At 68.9% G+C, this 23,659-nt stretch carries 16 protein-coding genes; 11 read left to right on the top strand and 5 right to left on the bottom strand.

The features are described 5' to 3' along the window. Positions 1-262: 262 nt before the first annotated feature. Positions 263-1,810, top strand: coding sequence for an alpha/beta hydrolase-fold protein (locus tag OHB44_RS21080; protein ID WP_330437964.1), 1,548 nt, complete (start codon positions 263-265; stop codon positions 1,808-1,810). A gap of 111 nt (positions 1,811-1,921) precedes the next feature. On the opposite strand, the gene arfA is transcribed toward OHB44_RS21080, so the two are convergent. Beyond that, positions 1,922-3,445 carry an arabinosylfuranosidase ArfA gene (gene arfA, locus OHB44_RS21075; RefSeq protein ID WP_330437963.1) on the bottom strand — a complete coding sequence of 508 codons (1,524 nt, stop codon included), beginning with the start codon at positions 3,443-3,445 and terminating at the stop codon, positions 1,922-1,924. Between the two features lie 284 nt (positions 3,446-3,729). On the opposite strand from arfA, the gene OHB44_RS21070 reads away from it, so the two are divergent. The 8 genes from OHB44_RS21070 (at position 3,730) to OHB44_RS21035 (ending at position 15,962) form a co-directional block, all read left to right on the top strand. Beyond that, complete coding sequence (locus tag OHB44_RS21070; protein WP_330437962.1) at positions 3,730-6,102, top strand: glycoside hydrolase family 3 N-terminal domain-containing protein; 2,373 nt, start codon at positions 3,730-3,732, stop codon at positions 6,100-6,102. A gap of 289 nt (positions 6,103-6,391) precedes the next feature. After that, complete coding sequence (locus OHB44_RS21065; RefSeq protein WP_238684020.1) at positions 6,392-7,414, top strand: LacI family DNA-binding transcriptional regulator; 1,023 nt, start codon at positions 6,392-6,394, stop codon at positions 7,412-7,414. 104 nt (positions 7,415-7,518) lie between these two features. After that, entirely contained in the window at positions 7,519-9,702 is a 2,184-nt protein-coding gene (locus OHB44_RS21060) for an alpha/beta hydrolase (protein ID WP_330437961.1), read from the top strand. 104 nt (positions 9,703-9,806) lie between these two features. Next, positions 9,807-11,147 (top strand): ABC transporter substrate-binding protein, encoded by a 1,341-nt coding sequence (locus tag OHB44_RS21055; protein WP_238684018.1) that lies wholly within the window; start codon positions 9,807-9,809, stop codon positions 11,145-11,147. Positions 11,148-11,223: 76 nt separating this feature from the next. Beyond that, positions 11,224-12,165 (top strand): carbohydrate ABC transporter permease, encoded by a 942-nt coding sequence (locus OHB44_RS21050; RefSeq protein WP_112589083.1) that lies wholly within the window; start codon positions 11,224-11,226, stop codon positions 12,163-12,165. After that, a complete protein-coding gene (locus OHB44_RS21045) occupies positions 12,165-13,049 on the top strand; it encodes a carbohydrate ABC transporter permease (protein WP_238684017.1) in 885 nt (294 codons plus the stop codon). The genes OHB44_RS21050 and OHB44_RS21045 overlap by 1 nt, the downstream gene beginning before the upstream one ends. Before the next feature lie 86 nt (positions 13,050-13,135). Continuing rightward, entirely contained in the window at positions 13,136-14,863 is a 1,728-nt protein-coding gene (locus tag OHB44_RS21040) for an IlvD/Edd family dehydratase (protein ID WP_330437960.1), read from the top strand. Positions 14,864-14,975: 112 nt separating this feature from the next. Continuing rightward, positions 14,976-15,962, top strand: a complete 987-nt coding sequence (locus OHB44_RS21035) for a LacI family DNA-binding transcriptional regulator (RefSeq protein WP_330441264.1) — start codon at positions 14,976-14,978, stop codon at positions 15,960-15,962. Between the two features lie 97 nt (positions 15,963-16,059). On the opposite strand, the gene OHB44_RS21030 is transcribed toward OHB44_RS21035, so the two are convergent. Together OHB44_RS21030 and OHB44_RS21025 are read right to left on the bottom strand one after the other, a co-directional pair. Beyond that, a complete protein-coding gene (locus tag OHB44_RS21030) occupies positions 16,060-17,760 on the bottom strand; it encodes a cellulose binding domain-containing protein (RefSeq protein WP_330437959.1) in 1,701 nt (566 codons plus the stop codon). A 176-nt stretch (positions 17,761-17,936) separates the two neighbouring features. After that, entirely contained in the window at positions 17,937-18,872 is a 936-nt protein-coding gene (locus tag OHB44_RS21025; protein WP_330437958.1) for a hypothetical protein, read from the bottom strand. A gap of 224 nt (positions 18,873-19,096) precedes the next feature. On the opposite strand from OHB44_RS21025, the gene OHB44_RS21020 reads away from it, so the two are divergent. Then, positions 19,097-19,924: an SAM-dependent methyltransferase gene (locus tag OHB44_RS21020; protein ID WP_330441263.1), complete on the top strand. Its 828-nt coding sequence runs from the start codon at positions 19,097-19,099 to the stop codon at positions 19,922-19,924. A 74-nt stretch (positions 19,925-19,998) separates the two neighbouring features. Here the strand turns inward: OHB44_RS21020 and OHB44_RS21015 are convergent, their stop codons facing one another. Beyond that, on the bottom strand, positions 19,999-20,523 hold the full coding sequence (locus OHB44_RS21015) for a MarR family winged helix-turn-helix transcriptional regulator (protein WP_238684013.1): 525 nt from the start codon (positions 20,521-20,523) through the stop codon (positions 19,999-20,001). A 143-nt stretch (positions 20,524-20,666) separates the two neighbouring features. Between OHB44_RS21015 and OHB44_RS21010 the strand changes: the two genes are divergently transcribed. Further along, on the top strand, positions 20,667-22,964 hold the full coding sequence (locus OHB44_RS21010; protein ID WP_330437957.1) for an LLM class flavin-dependent oxidoreductase: 2,298 nt from the start codon (positions 20,667-20,669) through the stop codon (positions 22,962-22,964). On the opposite strand, the gene OHB44_RS21005 is transcribed toward OHB44_RS21010, so the two are convergent. Beyond that, on the bottom strand, positions 22,943-23,653 hold the full coding sequence (locus OHB44_RS21005) for a DNA alkylation repair protein (RefSeq protein ID WP_330437956.1): 711 nt from the start codon (positions 23,651-23,653) through the stop codon (positions 22,943-22,945). The genes OHB44_RS21010 and OHB44_RS21005 overlap by 22 nt on opposite strands. Between the last annotated feature and the right edge of the window lie 6 nt (positions 23,654-23,659).

The following is a 23,659-nucleotide window of genomic DNA, read 5'->3' as shown; positions in this document are numbered from 1 at the left end:
CGCGCGCCAGTCGTCCTGGTGCCGATGACGCGCGCCCGAATTGTTTGGACGCGATTCTCCGCTCCGATTTCCGTCTTGACCGTCAATGCAATTCATGGTTGTGTTTTCGACAGGGAACGATGTTAGCGCTCGCAATAGCTGCATCGCTCGTTACTGGTATCCCTTCACCTCACCATCGAATGGTCGGTCGGCCGCTCGGTGCGGTCTGACCACACGCCGAAGAGGGAGCAGGACCATGCCCGTCGCACCTCCCCGTCCCCCGATGCCGGCACCGACACGCCGGCTGATGCTCGCGCTGCTCGCCGCCGTCACAGTGACGGCCGGAACGGTCGCCGCACCGGCGGCCTCGGCCGCACCGCCCGCGCCGCTGGGCCCGACCGTCACCCGCACCGACAAGCCCCCGACCGGGTACACAGTCACCTTCCGGTACCGGGCGCCCGAGGACGTTCAGCAGGTCCACGTCTACGGCGACTGGTTCTACTCCCGACCGGAGAACATCGCCTGCCAGGACTGCGGCGACGCGCGGCCGCCCGCCGAGTGGCAACCCGGCGACGTCGCGGCCACCCCGTGGCACATCCAGGCCATGCGGAAGGGCCCCGACGGGGTCTGGACCTTCACCACCCCGCTGCCGGCGGGCACGTTCCGGTACGCGTTCACTCACGACTGCGCCAACGAGCTCGCCACCGGCTGTGCCCTGCACGACGACCCCGCCAACCGGTGGCAGATCCAGCCGCAGTACCCGGGAGCGCCCGGCGCGGTACGCAGCACGATCTACGTCCCGGCCAGTCGGAAGTTCCCGACGTACGACACCGGTTACCAGGCGCCGGTCGCCAGGGTCGGCCGGCTGGAGTCCCGGCGGTACACCTCGCCGCTGTCGACAAACCCGGTGGGAGTCCACGACATCGTCGTCTACCTGCCGCACGGCTACGACCCCAACCGCGTCACGCCGTACCCGACGCTCTACCTGAGCCACGGCAGCGGCGACCACTCGACGGCCTGGACGATGCAGGGCGTGGCCCACCTCATCCTGGAGAACGCGATCAAGGACCGTGCGGCGCAGCCCATGGTGATCGTGTCCACCGACTTCAACGGCCTCCCCGGTGGCAACGAGGGCTACGTCAACGAACTACGCAACAACATCTTCCCGTTCGTCGAGCAGAACTACCGCGTCTCGACCCGGGCTCAGGACCGCGCGTTCGCCGGCTTCTCCGCCGGCGGCAGCCGGGCGTACACCATCATGTACAACCACACCGACCTGTTCGGCTACCACGCGGCCTGGAGCGCGGGTGGCCCGGCAGCCACCCAGGCCCAGGTCGACAGCATGAAGGCGGTGGCCGGCGGCATCATGATCGGCACCGGGCTCCAGGACCGGCTGGGCAACATCGCCGAGAACTCGCAGCGTAACGCCGCCGCCCTGCGGGCCGCCGGTGTCGAGCTGGACGAGTACAACGTGCCGGGCGTGCACACCTGGCACGTGTGGCGTCCGCTGCTGAACCACTACCTGCGCACCCTGACGTTCCGGGCCACCACCACCGATCTCGACGTCGCCACGTCACCGGCGGGCCCGTCGCACCACACGAGGGTCACCGCCACCGCGACGGTCGGCACGGTCAGCACCAGCACGTCGACACCCTCCGGCACCGTCGACTTCTCCGCGGGGGACACGCACCTGGGGTCGGCCCCGGTGCACCACGGAGTCGCCCGGCTGAAGAAGACCGTCAATGGTGCGCTGAGCGCGCCGGTGGTCGCCCGCTACCAGGGCGACAAGCTCTTCAACGACTCCCACAGCTCCCCGGTCGACGCCCGGTAACGACAGGCTGGACCCCGTACTCCCTGTGGTGGGGAAGCCCCCGGCCGCGCACCCCTGGTGATTGCCAGGGTGTGCGCGGCCGGGGCACGTCCGGGACTGCTCGTCAGCCGATCACGGGGTCGTGTCTGTGGCGCGCAGGCGCAACATGGACCAGGACGCGGGCGGAAGAGTCAGCTGGACGCTGGCGTCGGCGCCGCGTGCCGTTTCGTTGGGGCGTGGCGCGGCGTGGTCCGGACCGTCGGCGGTGTTCTTGGCCCGCAGGTCCGTGCCGCCGACGCTGACGCACTCGATGATGTCGCTGACCTGGGCGCCGGCGACGTCGATGGTCACCTCGGCCGGGGTGTCGAGGGCGCGGTTGACGAGGAAGACGGCCATCTCCCCGGTGGTGTCGTCCCAGGTGGAGACCGCGTCGACCGCGTCGATCTCGCCGTAGCGGTCGGTGGTCGTCGTGCTGCCCTCGCGCAGCACGTCCAACACGGTGCCCTGGGCGTGCCGTGCGGTGCGGGCGAAGGGGTGGAAGATGGTCTGCCGCCAGGCCGAGCCGCCCGTCTCGGTCATGATCGGTGCGATGACGTTTACCAGTTGGGCCTGGCAGGCAGCGCTCACCCGGTCGCTGTGCCGCAGCAGGCTGATGAGCAGGCCGCCGACGACTACCGCGTCGGCCACGCTGTAGTGGTCCTCCAGCAGGGGTGGCGCGACCGGCCAGTCCTCGCCACTCGGGGGCGTGGACGGGGCGGCGGACTGGTACCAGACGTTCCACTCGTCGAACGCGATCATGATCTTCTTGGTCGACCGGCGGATCGCTCCGACCGAGTCGGCGATGGCGGTGACGGCGTCGATGTACCTGTCCATGTCCTCGGCCGAGGCGAGGAAGCTGGCCAGGTCGTCGTCGACCGGCTGGTAGTAGGCGTGCAGCGAGATCAGGTCCACGTCGTCGTACGCCTCGGTCAGCACGTCGCGCTCCCAGCTGCCGAAGGTCGGCATACCGAGGTGTGAGGAGCCGCAGGCGACGAGTTCGAGATCGGGGTCGAAGCGGCGCATGGCCTTCGCGGTCTGCGCCGCTAGTCGCCCGTACTCGGTCGCGCTGCGCTGACCCACCTGCCACGGGCCGTCCATCTCGTTGCCCAGGCACCACAGCTTGATCCCGTACGGATCGACGGCGCCGTTGTCGCGGCGCTGGTCGGCGAGGTGGCTCCCACCGTGGTGATTGGCGTACTCGAGCAGGTCGACGGCCTCGGCGGTGCCACGGGTGCCCAGGTTGACCGCCATGATCGGATCGACGCCGGCCTTGCCGACCCAGCGCATGAACTCGTCGAGCCCGAACGCGTTGGTCTCCAGGCTGTGCCAGGCGAGGTCGAGCCTCGCCGGCCGTTTGTCGACCGGGCCGACGCCGTCCTCCCAGCGGTAGGACGAGACGAAGTTGCCGCCCGGGTAGCGCACCGTGGTGACGCCCAACTCACGCACCAGCGCGAGGACGTCGCCCCGGAAGCCGTCGGCGTCGGCCGTCGGGTGCCCCGGCTCGTAGATTCCGTTGTAGACGCAGCGACCCAGGTGCTCGACGAACGAGCCGAAGAGCCGCCGCGGCACCGGCGCGACGCGTCGGCGAGGGTCCAGGGTCAGACGGGCCGTGTGCACGCCGTTCTCCGGCGCGCTGTCGGGGTGGGTGTTCAGGGCTGGCTCCCTTCGTGCAGGTCCGACGCCGGCAGCACTGCCCGAGCGCCGGGACCGAGGGGTGGTGGAGGCACTGTGAGCTCTGGACAACGTGATCGACTTCGATTACGTTCTCGATCTATGTAAACGTTACCGATTACGTTTACGTAAGGGAACACGACGCCTGGACCAATGTCTCGCCGGCATCCCCCGCGGGTCCTGCCGCCCCGGGCGAAAGACCAGCTTGTCGCGGTGATTGGGGTGACCGGGTGACCACTGTTGAGCCGGAGACCGAGGCGACCTACGCGGATGCGACCGCGCCCGTCGACGAACGGGTGTCGGACCTGTTGGCCCGGATGACCCGCGAGGAGAAGCTCGCGCAACTGGGCAGCACGTGGGCGTTCACACTGCTGGAGGGCGGACGGTTCGCGGCCGAGCGGGCCCGGCCGATCCTTCGACACGGCCTCGGGCACGTCACCCGCGTCGCGGGCGCGACCAGCCTGAAGGCGGCGCAGGTGGCGCGGGCCGCCAACGCGATCCAGCGCTTCCTGGTCAGCGAGACCCGGCTGGGGATCCCGGCGATCGTGCACGAGGAGGTCTGCTCGGGGGTGATGGCCCGCGAGGCGACCATCTTCCCGCAGGCGATCGGCGTCGCGAGCACCTGGGCGCCGGAGCTGAACCGACAGCTGGCGGACGTCGTTCGCGCACAGATGCGCGCCATGGGAAGTCATCAGGGGCTCTCGCCGGTGTTGGACGTGGTGCGCGACCCGCGGTGGGGCCGGACGGAGGAGACCTACGGCGAGGACCCGTACCTGGTGTCCCGGATGGGCGTGGCGTTCGTCAGGGGCCTGCAAGGCATCGACCTGACCGACGGCGTCCTCGCCACCGCCAAGCACTTCGTCGGCTACGGGGCCTCCGAGGGTGGGTTGAACTGGGCGCCGGCCCACCTGCCGCCACGTCTGCTGCGCGAGGTGTACCTGTATCCGTTCGAGGCGGCGGTCCGCGACGGCGGGCTCCAGTCGGTGATGGCCGGCTACCACGAGCTCGACGGCGTTCCGTGCCATGCCAACCAGGAACTCCTCGCCGACGTCCTGCGTGGGCAGTGGGGCTTCACGGGCAGCGTGGTCTCCGACTACTTCGCCGTCAACGACCTCCACTCGTACCACCACTTCGCGCAGGACAAGCAGCAGGCCGCGACGGTGGGCCTCGGTGCGGGCGTGGACGTCGAGCTTCCAGCGACGGACGCGTACGCGGACGCCCTCACCCGCGCCTTGGAAGCCGGCGAGGTCAGCGAGGCCCAGCTCGACGAGGCGGTCGCACGGATCCTTCGGCACAAGGTCGAACTCGGGCTCTTCGAGAACCCGTACGTCGACGAGGACGCGGCCGCGACCTCGGCGAACGCCGAGCGGCACCGGGACGTGGCGCTGGAGATCGCCCGCCGCAGCCTCGTCCTACTCAAGAACGACGGAGCGCTGCCGCTGCTCGCGGGCGCCGGAACTGTCGCTCTCATCGGCCCGAACGCCGACGACGCCCGACACCTGTTCGGTGACTACTCGTTCGCGGCCCACATCGAGGCGTTGGTCGCGGCACGCAAACGGCGCGGCCTGCTCGGCGAGATGATGACGATCCCCGACGATCTGGAGATCGACGAGAGCATCGACGGTGTGCCCACGGTGCGGGACGAACTCGCGGCGCGGCTGGGCGACCGGCTGCGCTTCGCCCCGGGCTGCGACGTGCTCGACCCGTCGACCGAGGGGTTCGCCGAGGCGGTCGCGGCAGCCGCGGCGGCCGACGTCGCGGTGCTGGTCCTGGGTGACCGCTCGGGGCTGACACCCGGGGCCACCACTGGCGAGTCGCGGGACCGGTCCAGTCTGGACCTGCCGGGGGTGCAGGAGGAACTCGTCAGGGCCGTCGTCGCCACCGGCACACCCGTCGTGGCAGTGCTCGTCGCCGGCCGACCGGTCGGCAGCGACTTCCTGCACGAGCAGTGCGCCGCGGTGCTGATGGCCTGGTTGCCGGGGGAGACCGGGGCGCAGGCGATCGCCGAGGTGCTTCTCGGTGAGGTCGACCCGAGCGGAAAGCTGCCGATCTCGTACCCCCGCGGCGTGGGCCAGATCCCCGTCTTCTACGGCCACAAGGTGTCCGGGGGGCGGTCACACTGGCACGGCGACTACGTGGATTCGCCGGTCGCCCCGCGCTACGTCTTCGGCCACGGCCTCGGGTACACCTCGTTCGTGATCGAGGAGGCCACGCTGGAGAGCGCCGAGGTCCGCGCCGGGGACAGCGTCGGTGTCGAGGTCACACTCGCCAACACCGGACACCGGGCGGGGGAGCAGGTGGTGCAGCTCTACGTCCGTGACCCGCAGGCCACGATCACGCGGCCGGTGCTGGAGCTGAAGGCCTTCGCCCGCGTCGAGGCCGCCGCCGGCCAGCGGGTGGCGGTGCGGTTCGCGCTCCCCACCGGCCAGCTCGGTTTCTACGACCGGAGCATGGCCTACTCGGTGGAGGCCGGGCAGATCGAGGTGTACGTCGGCTTCTCGGCTGCCGACCACACCCATGCCGGCACGTTTGTCATCAGTGCGGACCCGGACCGGCCGGCGTCGAAGGTCTTTACCGGGGCCGTCGAAGTTCGGCAACTGTGATCGTTCACCCGGGGACGGTGAATGGTTCTTGACGGAGTGTGTCGTCCTGTTGTCAACGGGTGGCACCAACGCCAAAATCAGGCTCCACGTCGACCCCGGGAGACGATGCGATTGCGTTATTCGCAACGGCGTCCGAAGGTCAATCGCACCCCTCGTGGGCGTCCAGTTCGGACCTTGTTCTCGACGGTCGGTTAAGGACGAAGAGGTCTTGTGTTCGTAATCGTTCTCAGTTACGTTGGCAACATCCTGGAAACGTAACCGATAACGATTGCAGTCCAGAGAGAGCGGCATGATTGAAGTCAATGCGCCGGTAACAATGAGTGATGTCGCCCGAGCTGCTGGCGTTTCCACCGCCACCGTCTCGCGCGTCGTCAACGGGCATTACGGCGTCAGCGCTCGCACAGTCGCTCAGGTGCGCTCCGCCATCGAGCAGCTCGGCTACGAGTCGAGTCTGGTGGCCACCAGCCTTCGGCGCAGCCGCACCAACGTTCTGGGCCTCGTGGCGCACAGCTTCCAGTCGTACACCGCGGAAGTGCTCAAGGGCGTGATGAAGGCGCTGAGCCGCTCGGGCTTCGATCTGATCATCTACGCCAACAGCGACCTCTACGGGTCGTATTCGGAGGGTTGGGAGCAGCGGCACCTGACCCGACTGTCGGGCACTCTCACCGACGGCTGCATCGTCGTCACGCCCTGGGGTGACTTCCGGACCCGGACGCCGGTCGTGGCCATCGACCCGGTGCGGGGCTCGACGACGCCCTCGGTGATATCCGACAACCTCGCTGGCGCCACCACAGCCGTCGAGCACCTGCTCGGCCTGGGCCATCGGCGCATCGGGTTCATCGCCGGCCGCGACAGCCTGGCCTCGGCCTGGTCGCGGGAGGAGGGATACCGGGCCGCGCTGAGCACCGCCGGGGTTCCGGTCGACCCGACACTGATCGGCCGAGGTGATTTCAACCCCGAGTCGGCGACTCCGCTGGCGCGCGTCCTGCTGCAGCGACCGGACCCGCCGTCGGCGATCTTCGCGGCGAGCGACGGGATGGCCCTCAAGGTTCTGGAGGTCGCCAGGGAGTTGGGGTTCTCGGTGCCGGGGGACCTGTCCGTCGTGGGGTTCGACAACATCCCCGAGTCGGCGTTGACCCAGCCGGGTCTGACCACCGTGGACCAGTCGATGTATCAGCTCGGGTACGAAGCCGCGCGGATGCTGAAGTCACTGGTGACCGGCGAGTGGGACGAGCCGAGCCAGATCGTGCTTCCGACCAGCCTCGTCGTACGCGACTCGACGGCACCACCGAAGAGCGCGGCACGACCATGACATCAGCGTGAAGGAGGTGCACCAGCACACACGGCCAGATCCACAGTTGAGTTGAGCCGGTCAGTCGGGTCGCATCCGCTGCCGGCACATGAAAGGAGTGGAGTGTGACTACCGAACAGTATCATGGGCGCTTACGCCGTCTGGGCGTACGCCGGCGGCTCTCGGCGGCGTTCACCGCCGGGGTCATCGCCACCGCGGCGGTGCTCATCGCGCCGCAAGCAGCAGCGGCGGACACGCCGTGGCTCGACGTCTCCGCGGACCGCTACGCCACGTTCGCCGTCCCGGCGGCGTACGTCCAGGAGAACCTGGGCACCGTCTCGCAGGTCGTCGTGGAGGGAAACTTCGGTCCGTCGGCCAGTTGGGCGGAGTTCGGTCTGACCCGTCGGGGTGACGTGTGGTCGGGCGTTCTCGGCGCGCTGGAGCCCGGGCTGTACAACTACCAGCTCACCGCCGACGACACCAAGAGCATCAAGGACCCGACGAACAGCACCAGTGTCGCGTCCAACCCGCTCCTGAGCACCTTCCTCGTCGCTGGAGACTCGGCGCGGTGGCTGCTCGACGCGCCCGCCGGCACCGGTGGAAAGATCGAGACGTTGACCTATCGGAGCAGTAACGCGCAGCGCTCCGCCCTGGTCTGGACGCCACCGGGTTACGCGGCCAAGGGCCCGAAGGGGTACCCGGCGCTCTTCCTGCAGTCGGGTGGCGGTGTGGCCGCGAGCGACTGGCTCGACCTTGGACGATCCCAGCAGATCCTCGACAACCTCTCCGCCGCTGGTGCCATGAGCCCGATGGTCGTGGTGATCAACAACGCCGACGCCTCGGACGACAAGGAGTTGAAGGACCTCCGGAAGGCGGTCACCGACAACTACCGGGTCCTTCGCGACCCGGCGCACCAGGCGATCGCGGGCGTGTCCGACGGCGGCACGCAGGCGTTGCGGGCAGCGCTCACCAAGCCGGGTCGGTTCGGCTACGTCGGTTCGTTCTCGGGCACCTCGGCTCCGGAGATCGACCGCAAGGACGCTAAATCGATCAACCGCGGCGTCAAGCTGCTGCGCCTGTACACCGGTAACGTCACCGATCCCGCGTACAACACCACCTACCGGCTGACGAAGGCGTTGAGTCGAGCCGACGTCCGGTTCGAGTTCGACGGGGTCAACCCCGACGGCGGCGCGACCTGGACCACCTGGCAGGAGAACCTCGTCGACTTCGTGCCGCGGTTGTTCCGGCACGTGGCCGACCACGGGCCGAGCCCTGGTCACCAGCCGCTCAAGCGGGAGTTCACCCCGCCGCCGGCCGGCACCACCCCGACGCCCTTCGTCACCGAGGACGGGTTCGTCACCCTCGAGACCACCACGGACTTCGCTGACGCTCAGCACGTCACGGTCTGGGCGAACGTCGCGCCGGGCGGCAGTTGGCTGCGACTGCCACTGACCCGTGACGGTGACCGGTGGCGGGCAACGGTGGGCCCACTGAAGCCCTGGTTCTACTACTACCGGCTGATCGTGGACCGGGTCGCGGTCAAGGACACCTCCAACCCGACGACCGTCACCACCGAGCCGATGTGGAGCACCTTCTTCATCCCCGGGCCGGGCGCCCGACTGCTGTCGGACGTACCCGCGGGTCGTGGCGGGAAGGTCGAGAACATGACCTACGCCAGCACGGTGGCGGGCCAGGACCGGACCGCGCTGGTGTGGACCCCACCCGGGTACGACCCGAACCGGACGCAGCCGTACCCCGTCCTCTACCTCCAGCACGGCGGTGGCCAGAACTACACGGACTGGGTCGAGATGGGCCGCGCCAAGCAGATCCTCGACAATCAGTTCCTCGACGGCGACCTCACGCCGATGGTCGTCGTGATGGGCAACGGCAACTCGTCGAACTTCAACCGGGAACTGCGGGAGAACATCGTTCCGACGGCCCGTGCCCGCTACCACATCTCCAGCGATCCGTCGCAGCAGGCCCTCGCCGGCCTGTCGATGGGCGGCGGGCAGGCGTTCGGGGTGCTGCGGGCCTACCCGGGCGAATTCGCCTACGTCGCCGCGTTCTCGGCCGGTTTCGGAAGCGGCGCCGGCGTCGACGTGGCGGCGATCAACAACGGCACCAAGATGCTGCGCCTCTACGTCGGTGACCAGACCGACTTCGTGTACCCGAGCTTCATGACGTCGCTGACCACGTTGAACAACCTCGGTATCCGCTACGAGTTCGACGGGGTCACCCCCGGGCCGCACGGCTGGGACGTGTGGCAGAAGAACCTCATCGACCTGGCGCCCCGTCTGTTCAAGCGCTAGGAGCCTTCGCCGGCGACGCCACCGGGAGCAGGGCTTCCTGCTTCCGGTGGCGCCCGCCAGCGCATGGATGCAGTGCACCGCCATCGCCGAAGGGAACCATCTCAATGAAGAGAAGACGAATACTCGCCACGGTAGCCATGCTCGCGGCGGGGACCGGCCTCGTCGCCTGCTCCTCCGACGAGGGCGGCAGCGACGCGAGCAATTGCACGAACACCATCACCAAGCAGAACGTGCCGGTCGTGACGATGTGGGGCTGGTACCCCAACACCCAACTCGTCGTCGACAACTTCAACAAGCAGCACGACGACGTGCAGGTCTGCTGGACCAACGTCGGCCAGGGCAGCGACGAGTACGACAAGTTCCAGACCGCCATCTCGGCGGGCACCGGCGCACCTGACGTGATCATGGTCGAGGCGGACCGGATCCCGACGTTCCAGATCCAGGGCGCGCTCGTCGACATCAAGCAGTACGGCTTCGACGCGGTCAAGGCCAACTACGGCGAGGGCGCCTGGAAGGACGTGTCGGTCGGCGACAAGGTCTACGGCGTCCCGGTCGACGGCGGTCCGGCGGCGATGATCTACCGGAAGGACGTCTTCGACAAGTACAAGATCACGCCGCCGAAGACCTGGGCCGAGTACGAGCAGGCCGCGCAGAAGGTGAAGGACGCCGGCGGCCCGCTGTTCGGTGACCTCGGCGCGAACGTCCCGGCGCTCACCATGGCGCTGCAGATCCAGAAGGGCGCCGCGCCCTTCACCTACGACCCCGCGCAGCCGAAGGCGATCGGCGTGAAGCTCAACGACCAGGCGTCCAAGGACGTGCTGGACTACTGGGGTGGCCTCGCCAAGAAGGGCCTGGTCGGCACGCAGGACCAGTTCACCCCGGAGTACATCTCCGGCGTGATCAACGGCAACTACGCGACGTACATCTCGGCGGCGTGGGCGCCCGGCTACCTCACCGGCGCGGGCGTCGGTAAGGGTCAGGACACCGGCAAGTTCGCGGTGGCGCCGCTGCCGCAGTGGGATCCGGCCAACCCGGTGCAGGTGAACTGGGGTGGGTCGGCCTTCTCGGTGACCAAGCAGGCGAAGAAGCCGGAGCTGGCCGCGAAGGTCGCCTACGGGCTCTACGCCGACAAGGAGTCGCTCACCGACGGCTGGACCAACCAGATCATCTTCCCGCTGAACCTCACGGCGCTCAAGGACCCCGCGTTCGTCGACCTGAAGGTGGCTTTCTTCAACGGCCAGCAGGCGAACAAGGAGGTCTACCTTCCCGCCGCCGAGGCCTACAAGGGTGTCGCGTACGCCCCCTTCGGTCAGTACTACCTCGACGCCATGACCAAACAGGTCAGCGAGATCATCAAGGGCTCCGTCACCGGTTCGCAGGCTGCCGACCGGCTCCAGGAGGACGTGGCGAAGTACGCCAAGGAACAAGGCTTCACCGTTCAGTGACCGGATGGGTGGGCCGCGCCGGCACTGGCCGGCCGGCCCACCCGCCCCCCTCAGCGTCCACGTCCCGGAGACCAAGATGACATCCCTGACCGAGAAGCGCGCACCGCGTACTCAGCCTGAGACGCGCAAGATCCGTGGCAAGGTGCACCTCCGCGAACACCTGATGGGGTGGCTCTTCGTCGGGCCGTTCGGGATCGTGTTCCTGGCGTTCCTCATCGCGCCACTGGGGTACGCGCTGTACCTCAGTCTCTTTCAGAAGAAGCTGATCGGCGGCACCAGCTTCGTTCTCTTCGACAACTACGTGAAGGCGTTCACCGACCCGAGCTTCCTGTCCGGGGCGTGGTTCGTCATCCGCTTCTCGCTGGTCTCGATCCCGCTGCAGATCGTCATCGCGCTCGCGCTGGCCCTCATCCTGGACTCGGTGACCACACTGTTCGCTCGCTTCTCCCGCCTCATGATCTTTCTGCCGTACGCGATCCCCACCGTGATCGGGGCCGTGATGTGGGGGTTCCTCTACAGCCGGGGCTTCGGCCCGCTCACCGACATCTTCGGGCTGTTCGGCGCCACCGCACCCGACTTCCTGAGCAGTGACCTGATCTTCTACGGGCTGCTCAACGTCGTCACCTGGCAGTGGGCCGGCTACTACATGATCATCCTGTACGCGGCGTTGCAGGGCGTCGACCCGACGCTCTACGAGGCGGCCCGGATGGACGGCGCCGGGCGGTGGCAGATCGCGACGCGGATCAAGATCCCGCTGATCGCGCCCGCCCTGATCCTCATCCTGGTCTTCTCGCTCATCGGCACCCTGCAGTTCTTCAACGAACCGCAGATCCTGCGATACCTCGCCGCGGGCACGATCGGCTCGGACTTCACCCCGAACATGTACGCGTACCAACAGGCGTTCTCGCTCGCCAACTTCAACTACGGGTCCGCGATCTCCTTCGCCCTCGGCGGGCTCGTGTTCATCTGCGTGTACGCCTTCCTGTTCTTCACCCGCAAGCGGAGGAGCTTCCTCTGATGACCGACCACACCAGCGTCCGCGCCGGCGCCCGCCGACCGCAGCGCTATCTCCCGCTTCAGATCCTCCTCGGCTTCCTGGTGATCTACTTCCTCGTACCGTTCTGGTGGGTCATCGTCAACAGCTCCAAGGACGCACCCGGCCTGTTCGGCGGCGGCAACACCCTCTGGTTCACCGACCAGATCGACTACATCGGGAACCTGCGGCAGCTCTTCACCTACGACGGTGGCATCTACCTGCGGTGGATGCTCAACTCCACGCTCTACGCCATCGCCGGCGGCGTCGGCGCCACCGTCCTGGCGGTCATGGCCGGCTACGGGTTCGCCAAGTACCGGTTCGCCGCCCGACGCTTCAGCTTCGCCATCGTGCTCGGCGCGTTGATGGTGCCCGCCACCGCTCTGGTCATCCCGACCTTCATCATGTTCTCCCGGCTCGGCCTGACGAACACGGTCTGGGCGGTGATCCTCCCGTCGCTGCTCAACCCGTTCGGCGTCTACCTGATGCACGTGTACGCGCGCGACGCGGTGCCCGACGAACTCCTGGACGCGGCGCGGGTCGACGGTGCGGGAGAGGTGCGGACGTTCCTTCAGATCGCCCTCCCGCTGATGCGTCCCGCGGTGGTCACCGTGCTGCTCCTGTCGGCCGTGGCGTCCTGGAACAACTATTTCCTGCCGCTGGCCATGCTCTCCGACAACCGGCTCTTCCCGGTCACCGTCGGTCTTGGCCTCTGGCAGGGAATCGCGTCCGCGAACAACGCGGGAACCACCTCGCTGTGGAGCCTCATCATCCTGGGCTCCCTGGTGTCCGTGATCCCACTGATCATCGCGTTCTTCAGCCTGCAACGACACTGGCGCGGCGGCCTCTCCGTCGGAGGGCTGCGGTAGGCCGCGCCAACGCCACCAGCCAACCCACCACACGCGATTGATCGCCGCGCAGGACGCGGCCGGACGGATGACAGAGAGGTGTGCTGATGTCGACGACGAATCGACCGCTGCGCAGCGGGGAGTGGTTCGGTGCGGAAGGCCGCAACGGGTTCATCCATCGGTCCTGGATGCGCAACCAGGGTTTCGCGGACGACGTCTTCGACGGTCGCCCGGTGATCGGCATCGCCACCACCTGGTCCGAGCTGACACCCTGCAACGCGCACCTGCGCGACCTCGCCGAGTCGGTGAAGCGGGGCGTGTGGGAGAGCGGGGGCCTGCCGCTGGAGTTCCCGGCGATGAGCCTGGGCGAGCCGCTGATGCGACCCACGACCATGCTCTACCGCAACCTGCTGGCAATGGAGTTGGAGGAGTCGGTCCGCGCCAACCCGCTCGACGGGGTGGTGCTGCTGTCCGGCTGTGACAAGACCACCCCCGGCCTGCTGATGGGAGCGGCGAGCGTCGACCTGCCGACCCTTATGCTGACCGGCGGCCCGATGCTCAACGGCAAGTTCCGCGGCCAGGACATCGGCTCGGGCACTGTCGTCTGGCGCTTCACCGAGGAGATGCGGGCCGGTCGGATGACGGCGGCCGACTGCTCCGAGGCGGAGGTCGGCATGTCCCGCAGCCGAGGCCACTGCATGACAATGGGTACGGCGTCCACGATGGCCTGTGTGACCGAGGCGCTGGGTGTGCAGCTGCCGGGGTCGGCCGCCGTCCCGGCGGTCGACTCCCGGCGGTACGCGCTCGCGCACGGCGCCGGACGCCGCATCGTCGCCATGGTCGAACAGGACCAGCGGTTGTCCTCGGTGCTGACCAGGAAGGCGTTCGAGAACGCCGTCCGGGTCAACGCCGCAATCGGTGGCTCCACCAACGCCGTCGTACATCTGCTCGCGATCGCCGGACGCCTCGGCGTCCCCCTGTCGCTGGAGGACTTCGACACCCTCACCGCCGACGTGCCCATGCTCGTCAACCTCATGCCGTCCGGGACGTACCTGATGGAGGACTTCTTCTACGCCGGCGGCCTCCCGGTGGTGATGAAGGAACTCGCCCCGCTGCTGCACATGGACCACATCACCGTCAGCGGCAGGAGCGTGGCGGAGAACGTCGACGGCGCCCAGTGCTGGAACCGGGACGTGATCGGCAGCATGGAGGAGCCGTTCCAGCCCGCCGGCTCGGGCACCGTGGTGCTGCGCGGTTCGCTCGCGCCGTCCGGGGCGGTGCTGAAGGTCTCCGCCGCCTCCGCCCACCTCCTCACGCACACCGGCCCGGCGCTCGTCTTCGACCGGATCGAGGAGTACGTCGTCGCCGCCGACGACCCGGACCTCGACGTCACCCCCGACACGGTGATCGTCGTCCGCAACGCCGGACCACGGGGCTACCCCGGCTTCCCGGAGGTGGGCAACGTGCCCATGCCCCGACGGTTGCTCGCGGACGGCATCACGGACATGGTGCGGATCTCCGACGCTCGGATGAGCGGCACCGGCTACGGCACCTGCATCCTGCACGTGGCACCGGAAGCGTCAGTGGGTGGCCCGCTCGCGCTGGTTCGCACAGGTGACCTGGTCTCCGTCGACGTCGCGACGCGCCGCCTGGAACTCCTCGTCGACGACGCCGAACTGGCCCAACGGCGCACCGCCTGGCAGCCTCCGAAGCCGGTGGCCGACCGGGGCTGGGTACGGCTCTACAGCGAGCACGTCCTGCAGGCGGACAGCGGCGCGGACCTCGACTTCCTCGTCGGTGGCAGCGGCAGCGCGGTGCCCCGTCACTCACACTGACGGCCACGAACGGACGAGGCTCACGAGGAACTGATTCCATGGAAGAACGGACGGCCCGCCAGTGCGAGTTCACGCAAAGGCCGCTGTGACAGCGGCCGACCGGCCCCCGGTCATGGCCGACGTCGCTCGCCTGGCGGGCGTGTCACACCAGACGGTGTCCCGGGTCATCAACGGGGCACCCAGCATCAGGCGCGAGACGCGGGAGCGGGTCCTCGAGGCCATCCGACGGCTCGACTACCGTCCCAACACGGCCGCCCGCGCGCTGGTGCGCGGACGGTCCGGGATGATCGGCATCATCGGCACGGCCAGGACGCTGTTCGGCCCGACGAGCATCCATCGCAGCGTCGAGGACGCCGCCCGCGCGGCCGGCTACTTCGCCACCTCGGTGAGCCTCTCCGAGGTGACGGTGCGGGCGCTCAGCGACGCCACCGAACACCTCATGCGCGTCGGCGTGGAGGGCGTCGTGATGATCGCCGGCAACGACGAGGCCCTCGAGGTGGTGCGGATGACGCGCTCGGGTGTTCCGTTCGTCGTCGTGGAGGGCGATCTGTCCCGGGCCAGCGTGACAGTCGGCGTCGATCAGGTGCTCGGCGCCCGGATGGCCACCGAGCACCTCCTCGACCTCGGGCATCGAGAGATCGTGCATGTGAGCGGCCCGCTCAACTGGGCGGAGGCCCGCGCTCGGCTCGAAGGTTGGCGTCAGGCGATGAGTTCCGCGGGCCTACGCCCGCCGGAGCCGGTCGAGGGGGACTGGAGAGCGCACAGCGGCTACGCCGCCGGGCTGCGGATCGGTGCGATGCGCGCGACCACTGCGGTGTTCGCCGCCAACGACCAGATGGCCATCGGCGTGCTGCGCGCGTTGCACGAGCGGGGGCGGCGGGTGCCACACGACGTCTCCGTCGTCGGATTCGACGATGTCCCCGAGGCGCCCTTCCTCATCCCGCCGCTGACGACGATCCAGCAGGATTTCGACGCTGTCGGTCGGCGGGCCATCACCGCCGTCACCCAGGCCATCGACGACACGGTGCCGCAGCGTCTGCCGCTGGTCGTCCCCAAGCTCGTGGTGCGGCAGAGCACGGCGCCGCCGACCGCTCCCTGAACAGCCGACGATCTGGACCGGCTGCCCGCCGACGGGCGGGAGCCCCGGCGTGTGGCCGGGGCTCCCGTGACGTCGACGGTGTTCGGGGGAGTGGTGTTCAGAGGGTGAAGACGAGCGTGGAGATGCTGCGGGCGCCGACGTTGATGGTGGCCTGACCGCCGTTCACGCTGGTCGGCTGGCTGGCCGCGTTGGCGTTCTGCGAGGTGAGGTAGTGCTCGGCCCGGCTGACGTTCTGCGGGGCCTGGATCACGGCGTTGTTGACCGCGCTGTTCGAGCGGTTGAGGATCACCAGGGTGATCTTCCCGTCCCCCTGGTAGGCCGTGACCTCCAGCGGCGAGGCCTTCGAACTCTTCGACAGGGCGACCCGCTGGTAGCCGGGGCGGACGTACTTGGCGTACTGCGAGAAGGCGTACCCGCGCTTGAGCGGAGCGCCCGCGACGGTCCCGAACGCCGACTCGCCGTCACCGATGAAGGAGTAGTAGCGCTTGCCGTACCACCAGATGTAGGCGTTCCAGTTGGCCTCCATCGACTTGTGCACGGTGCGCATGATGTCGTCGAGGGTCTCGTTCCAGACCGCCGCGTTGGCGGGGTTGCCCCAGATGTTGGAGCCGCCACCGTCGGCGGCGTGCAGGTTCCACTCGGTCATCCACACCGGCTTGTTGTGCTGCTGCGCCAGCGAGTACGGCCGCAGTCGGCCCGACTCCTCGGTGCCGTACAGGTGCCCGCCGACGTAGCCGATGTTGTTGCGGGCGGTCGCGTCGTTGAGGGTCGGGTCGGTGAAGTTGTAGTTCATGTTCACCGCCTCGGCCACCATCAGCTTGGTGTTCTGCACCTTGGTGCCCTGGTCGCGGACGAAGGTGCGCAGCTCGGTGCCGCTCCAGTCCATCGAGTCGTAGTCCGGGTGCCAGTCCGGCTCGTTCTGCACCGACGTGACGTCGATGGGTACGCCCTGGCCGCGCATGTACTGCACGTAGCTGTTCAGGTGGTTGGCGTAGTCGTCGTAGTAGTCGGTCCTCAGCTTGCCGCCGTTGACCCGGCTGTTGTTGGTCTTCCACGCCGCCGGCGCGGTCCACGGTGAGGCGAGGATCTTCACGTTGGACCCGTACGACTTCGCCGTCTTCAACGAGTTCACGTGCGTCGCCCACTCGCTGGATTCCGGCGACAGGCCGGTCCGCACTATGGAGAGCCCCAACTGGTTGGCGCCCATCCCGACCAGCGTCTGCGTGTCCGCCGTCGACCAGGCGCTACCCCAGATGGAATGCGCGGCCCCGAACCCGTCGACCGTCTGGTATTTGGTCGCGCTGTTCACGGTGATGTCCGCCGGCCCGGTCGGCGGCGGGTCCGTCGGCGGTGGGTCGGTCGGCGGTGGGGTCGGCTCGGTGCCACCGGTGCAGCCCACCCCGTTCAACGCGAAGGTCGTCGGATCGGGGTTGCTGCCGGTCCACGAGCCGTTGAAGCCGAACGAGACGGTCCCGTTGGTCGGGATGGCCCCGTTGTAGCTGACGTTCTTGGCGGTGACGGCGGTGCCGCTCTGCGTCAGCGTCGTGTTCCACGCCTGCGTGACGGTCTGTCCGGCGTTGTAGTTCCAGGTCAGGGTCCAACTCGTCACCGCGTCACCGAGATTGGTGATGGCGACGTTGGCGCCGAAGCCGCCCTGCCACTGCGACGACACGCTGTACGTGACCGAACAGCCGGCGGCTGCGGCCCCCGCTGGCATCGCCACGGCGACCGCTGCCGAGGCCAGCAGGACGGCGCCGGCCGTTACCAGGGCGGCGTTGGTCACTCTTCTCTTTCTCATGAAACTCCTCCTGAAAGTGGTGGTGGCTTCCACGCCTCGGGAGGGCTCGTCTGCGGGCGAGATTCAGCGATGGTGTGGGCGGCGAAGAATTGGGAGCGCTCCCAGGTGTCGATTCCAGAAAGCTAATTCGTCCAACGATTCCTGTCAATGCAATCGGCCCGGGTGCGATGGTGCCGTCACCGGCCACAGGCACCGCACTGCCTGCGAGTGCGCAGGTGGTAGTCCGTGGACGCGATCACCAGGCCCACCCCCATGACGAGGTACGCCGACATCGCCACCCACAGGAACGCGTCGGAGAACTCGCTGTGCGAGCCCGACGTCACCTGCACCATCCCCATGCCGAAGTAGGCCACGATGCCCGCGCCGAGCCCGAAGCTGGGCACCAGTAGCAGCAGACGAGCAATGGTGCGCCCGGCGAGCAGCGGAACCCACCCCGGCCAGACCTCACCCCAGTGGTACACCAGCGCCAGTGGCAACAGCACTCCGGCCAGCACCAGGCCGATCTCCAGCCCGAGCAGCGAGGCGCTCTGGTCGACGCGGTCGAACCCCACCACGAACTGGGCCGCGAAGCGGGTCACGAGACCGCCCACAGCGGCCCACGCCGCCCAGCGCGCCCGCCGCGCGGGTGCCGAGCGCCGCGTACCCGGTCGGACCGTCCGGCAGCAGGCTGGGCAGTCGCCACGGGTGCGCCGCTGATAACGCGCGGTGCTCAGGGCGAGCAGTACCGCTCCGGTGACACAGGCCAGCCGGCTGACGAACGCCAGCGGGTCGAAGAACGGGCCGACGGTGAACAGCAGGAAGCCCACCAACTCCGGCAGCAGGATCGCGGCTGCCGCGACCAGCGCTCCGGCGACCGTCCAGGCGAGCCCCGCGATCGCCGGTCGCCAGGTCGCCACCCGGTCCAGGGCAACCGCCAGCCCGCCCGCGGCCGCACACAACGCGACGGACCACCAGCCGGTGAAGCCGAGCAGGTCCAGCCCGAGCCGCCCGAACCCCGGAGCCTCGCCGACCGTCCAGGCCAGACGCACGCCCCCGTATGCCACGGCCCAGCCGAGCACTGCGTACGTCAGGCCATGGACGCTCCGCCCGACGATTCGTGTCGATGTCGTCATGGACCGATCCTGCCGTCGTCCCAGGGTGGGCGGACCCCGCTGGGAGGGGACGTCACTCCCTCGCGCGAGGGATCAGCCGGGTCGGGTCTGCTGTGGAGCGACCGGGTGTGGTGCGAATCCTCGGCCTTCTATACCGTGGCACGGTCACGGGTGGCCACTTCCTCGACTGGGCCGTCCCGCGACGACGTCGCGTACGCGTTCGACATGGGGGTTTCGTCGTGACCATGGAATCGCCGACGACCGGCCGGCCCGAGGCTGGTGAGGCCGACGTGCAGCAGAAGATCGACACGTCGGTGCCGCATTCGGCGCGGATCTGGAACTACTGGCTCGGCGGCAAGGACAACTTCGCTGTGGACCGCGAGGCCGGGGACCAGTATCGCCAGGTCTTCCCCGGCGTCGTCGACGTGGCCCGCGCCTCTCGGCAGTTCCTGGTTCGCTCGATCATGTTCCTCGCCGCCGACGCGGGCGTCCGCCAGTTCCTCGACGTCGGCACCGGGCTGCCGACCGCCAACAACACGCACGAGGTGGCCCAACGGATCGCCCCGGACGCGCGGATCGTCTACGTCGACAGCGACCCGCTGGTGCTGGTGCACGCGCGCGCGTTGCTGGTGGGCACGCCCGAGGGCAGGACCGCCTACATCGACGGCGACCTGCACGATCCGGCCGCGGTCATCGCCGAGGCCGGTAAGACGCTCGACTTCACGCAGCCGATCGGCCTCATCCTCAGTGGCGTCATGGGCCACGTGCCCGACTACGAGGCGGCCCGCTCGATCACCCGGCAGTTGGTGACGGCGCTGCCGAGCGGCAGTTACCTCTCGCTGAACGACGGCACGAGCCTGATCAGCGCCGAGATACAGCAGGCGCAGGACGACTACAACGACAGCGGCGCGACTCCGTACACCCTGCGCTCTCCCAGCGAGATCGCCGGCTTCTTCGACGGTCTGGAGCTGGTCGAGCCCGGCGTCGTGCCGTGCCCGCAGTGGCGACCGGACGACGCGGTCGACACGCCGGCCGACATCGACGCCTTCGGCGGGGTGGGCCGCAAGCGCTGACGCTGTCGTGCGGCGGCGGTCGGCGCCGGGGTGGGTCGTCCCTGGTGGCTACGCCGCCGCCCGGTCACTGACGGTCAGCCGGACTGGTCGGTGGGAGGAAGGACGCTCCGCACCGCCACGCAGGGGTCCGTGGCGGGTGCGGCGGCATGGATCGCTTCGGCGGCCCGGGCGGCGAGGTCGCGAAAGACCTCGCGCTGCTCCTCGGGTAACCCACCCAGCACGTGGTCCTCGGCGTGGGCGACCCGCCGCTCGGCCTCGGCGAGCGTCTGGCGTCCGCGTTCGGTGGCCACCACCCGTCGGGCCCGCCGGTCCTGGGGGTCGGGCCTGCGCTCGATGAGACCGGCGTTCGCCAGGTCGTCGATGACGTAGGTCAGCACGCTGCGGTCGATGGCCAGACGAGCGGCCAGGGCGGCCTGCGTGGGCACCTCTTCGTGCACGACGACGGCCAGGATGTGATAGCCGCGACTGCCGTGCGGCAGGTCCTTCAGCAGCTCCTCGACGCGCTCGTGCCAGTTGCGCAGCACCATGCCCAGCGACCAACCGAAGTTCGAACCGCGCTTGCGGTCGGCCGGCAGCTCGCACGGATCGCTCGCGGACATGTCCCGATGCTAGTGGCCGGCGCGTTGATCATCATCCGACATCACCGCACCCAGGAATGATTGGCGGCGAAGATAGGTTGTTCAACAAACGATAGATTCTAAACATGATAAGTTGATCAAACGATCGCGTGGATGGGGAAGCAATGTCGGACTACGGGCACGAACTCCGGTTTGGGTCGTTCCTGACACCCAGCGTGCACGACCCGGATCAGGTGGTAGCGCTGGCCGAGTTGACCGAGGCCGCGGGACTGGACCTGGTCACCTTCCAGGACCACCCGTACAACGCGGAGTTCCTCGACACCTGGACCCTGCTGAGTTGGGTCGCCGCCCGCACGGAGCGGCTCCGGATCTCCGGGAACGTCCTCAGCCTGCCGCTGCGCCCGCCGGCCGTGCTGGCCCGGGCCGCGGCGAGCCTGGACCGGTTGTCGCACGGCCGATTCGAACTGGGCCTCGGCGCCGGCGCGTTCTGGGACGGTATCGCGGGCATGGGGGCACGTCGGCTGACAGCGGGGCAGGGAGTCGCGGCGCTGCGGGAGGCGATCGACGTCCTGCGCGGCGTCTGGGACGACACCGCCACCGGGCCGCTGCGGCTGGACGGGGAGTACTACCCCGTGCCCGGCATGCAGCGCGGCCCGAAGCCGGCACACGACATCGACATCTGGCTCGGCGCGTACCAGCCGAAGATGCTGGCACTGACCGGCCAGAAGGCCAACGGCTGGCTGCCGACGCTCGAATACCTGCGATCTCCGGACCGGGTGACCGCCAACCGGCTCATCGACGACGCGGCCATCGCCGCGGGCCGCGAGCCCTGGGAGATCCGGCGGCTGCTCAACCTGTTCACCGTCGACGTCTCGTCGCGCAGCCGCGGCTTCCTCCAGGGGCCTGTGGAGCAGTGGGTCGACCAACTCCTTCCGCTGGTCATCGAGGAGGGGTTCAGCACGTTCCTGATCGGGCGCGACGACCCACGCCTCATCCAGACCCTCGGGCAGGAGATCGCCCCCGCGCTGCGGGAGGCCGTCGCCAAGGAGCGCGCCGGGGGTGAGGTCGGCAGCGGGCCGGTCCGCACTACCGTCGCGCTGGCCGAGCGGCACCCCGGCCTCGACTACGACGCGCTGCCGCCGTCGCTGGCCGCCAGGTCCGTCGAGCCCGGTGACCAGGAGTACGAGCGGGTACGCCACACCTACAGCTGGCACGGCTCGCCGGCCCTGGTGATCCGTCCGCGCAACGCCGCCGAGGTGGTCGACGCCGTGTCGTACGCCCGGACGCAGGATGTCCCGCTGTCGGTGCGCAGCGGCGGGCACGGCATCAGCGGCCGGTCGACGAACGACGGGGGAGTCGTCATCGACATGTCGAGGATGAACAAGGTCGAGGTTCTCGACCGGGCGACCCGTCGAGTGCGCCTGGAGCCGGGTGCCCGGTGGGGCGACGTGGCCCAGACGCTGGCCCCGTACGGCCTGGCCATGAGCTCGGGCGACTACGGAGACGTGGGCGTCGGTGGTCTCGCCACCACCGCTGGCGTCGGGTACCTGGCGCGCAAGCACGGCCTGACCATCGACCACGTCGTCGCCGCCGAGATCGTCACCGCGGACGGCCGTCTGCTCCGCGCCGACGACGAGCATCACCCCGACCTGTTCTGGGCCATCCGCGGCGCCGGGGGAAACTTCGGTGTGGTCACCGCGCTGGAGCTGGAGGCGTACGAGGTCGACACGGTCGTCCACGCCCAGCTCGTCGCGGACGCGACGGACACCGCCGGACTGCTGCGCCGGTGGGGCCAACTGGTCGAGGACGCGCCACGGGAGCTGACGAGCTTCCTCTCCCTCTTTCCCGGCCGCCGTGGCAACCCCCCGGCCGCCCAGGTCACCCTCGTCTACGCCGGTGACGACGTCGAGGCGGCGCAGTCCGCCCTGAGCCCGTTCCTGGAGATCGGGCCGATCCTCGACCAGCAGGCCCAGCTCGTGCCGTACCCGGCGATCGTCGTGCCGCCGGGCAACCAGCATCGGGGGCAGGGGCTGAGGGACACCCGCAGCGGTCTGTTGCACCACGTCACCCCGCAGGCGGCCGACCTGATGGAAAACATGATCCATTCCGGCGATGTGATGATCATGCAGTTGCGATCCGTCGGTGGGGCGGTCAACGACGTCGCCCGCGACGCGACCGCCTACCCGCACCGGAAGCAGAACTTCTCGGTACTCGCCGCCACGGTCCCGGACCGCCGGCCCCAACTCGACAAACTGTGGGCCGAGCTGTACCCGCACCTCGACGGCCTGTATCTCAGCTTCGAGAGCGACACCGATCCGGCTCGACTGCTGGACGCCTGGCCCGAGCCCACCCTCGGTCGGCTGCGTGCCATCAAGGCCAGCTACGACCCGGACAACGTCTTCAACCGGAACTTTCCCATCCCACCGGCCGGGCCGGTCGATCAGACGGCGCCGGACAGGTAGTCGTGGCGACGCTGCGGTTCGAACTTCTCGACCGCGTACCGCAGCATGACCCGCGGCATGACCCGGTAGCGGCGGGCGAGGAACTCCTCCTCCGCCGCCCTGTCCCGGTTGCCCACCTCGCGCAGCATCCAGCCCACCGCCTTGCGGACGAGGTCGTGCGGGTCGTGCAGGAGCCGGTCGCCGAGTCGGAAGGTCCACGCGAAGTCACCGGCCCTGATGAAGGCGAAGGTCGCCATGATGGCGATGCGCCGCTCCCACACGAGGCTCGAATCGGCCAACCGGTCCAGGACGCTCCGGTCCCTGTCGAGTAGCCAGGGGCCGACGATGTACGGCGCGGACGAGTCCACCAGGTCCCAGTTGTCGATCCGGTCGGTGTTGGCCAGGACGATGTCGAAGATCCGACCCCGCTCCTGCTCGTCGCCCCGGGCGAACTTCCGTACCAGGATGAACAGCGCGGTCAACCGCTCCTCGTGCGCGCCGTCGATGAGCAGCTTCGTCGTCTCGGCCAGCGAGAGGTCGCGCCAGAACCGGGCGGCCACAGTGCGCTGGTCGGGCACTGAGACACCGAGGGCCCGGTCGCCCTCGCCGTACCCACCGGGGACCATCCGGAGGAACCGGCTCGACGCCTCGGCTCGACGTGGATCGGCGAGGGTGGCGAGTTCCCGACGCACGTCGACGTTGGTGGCCATGACCGT

Origin of the sequence: Micromonospora sp. NBC_00821 (assembly GCF_036347035.1) — a bacterium.
GTDB lineage: Bacteria > Actinomycetota > Actinomycetes > Mycobacteriales > Micromonosporaceae > Micromonospora > Micromonospora hortensis.
This window is presented reverse-complemented; position numbering and strand designations above follow the sequence as displayed.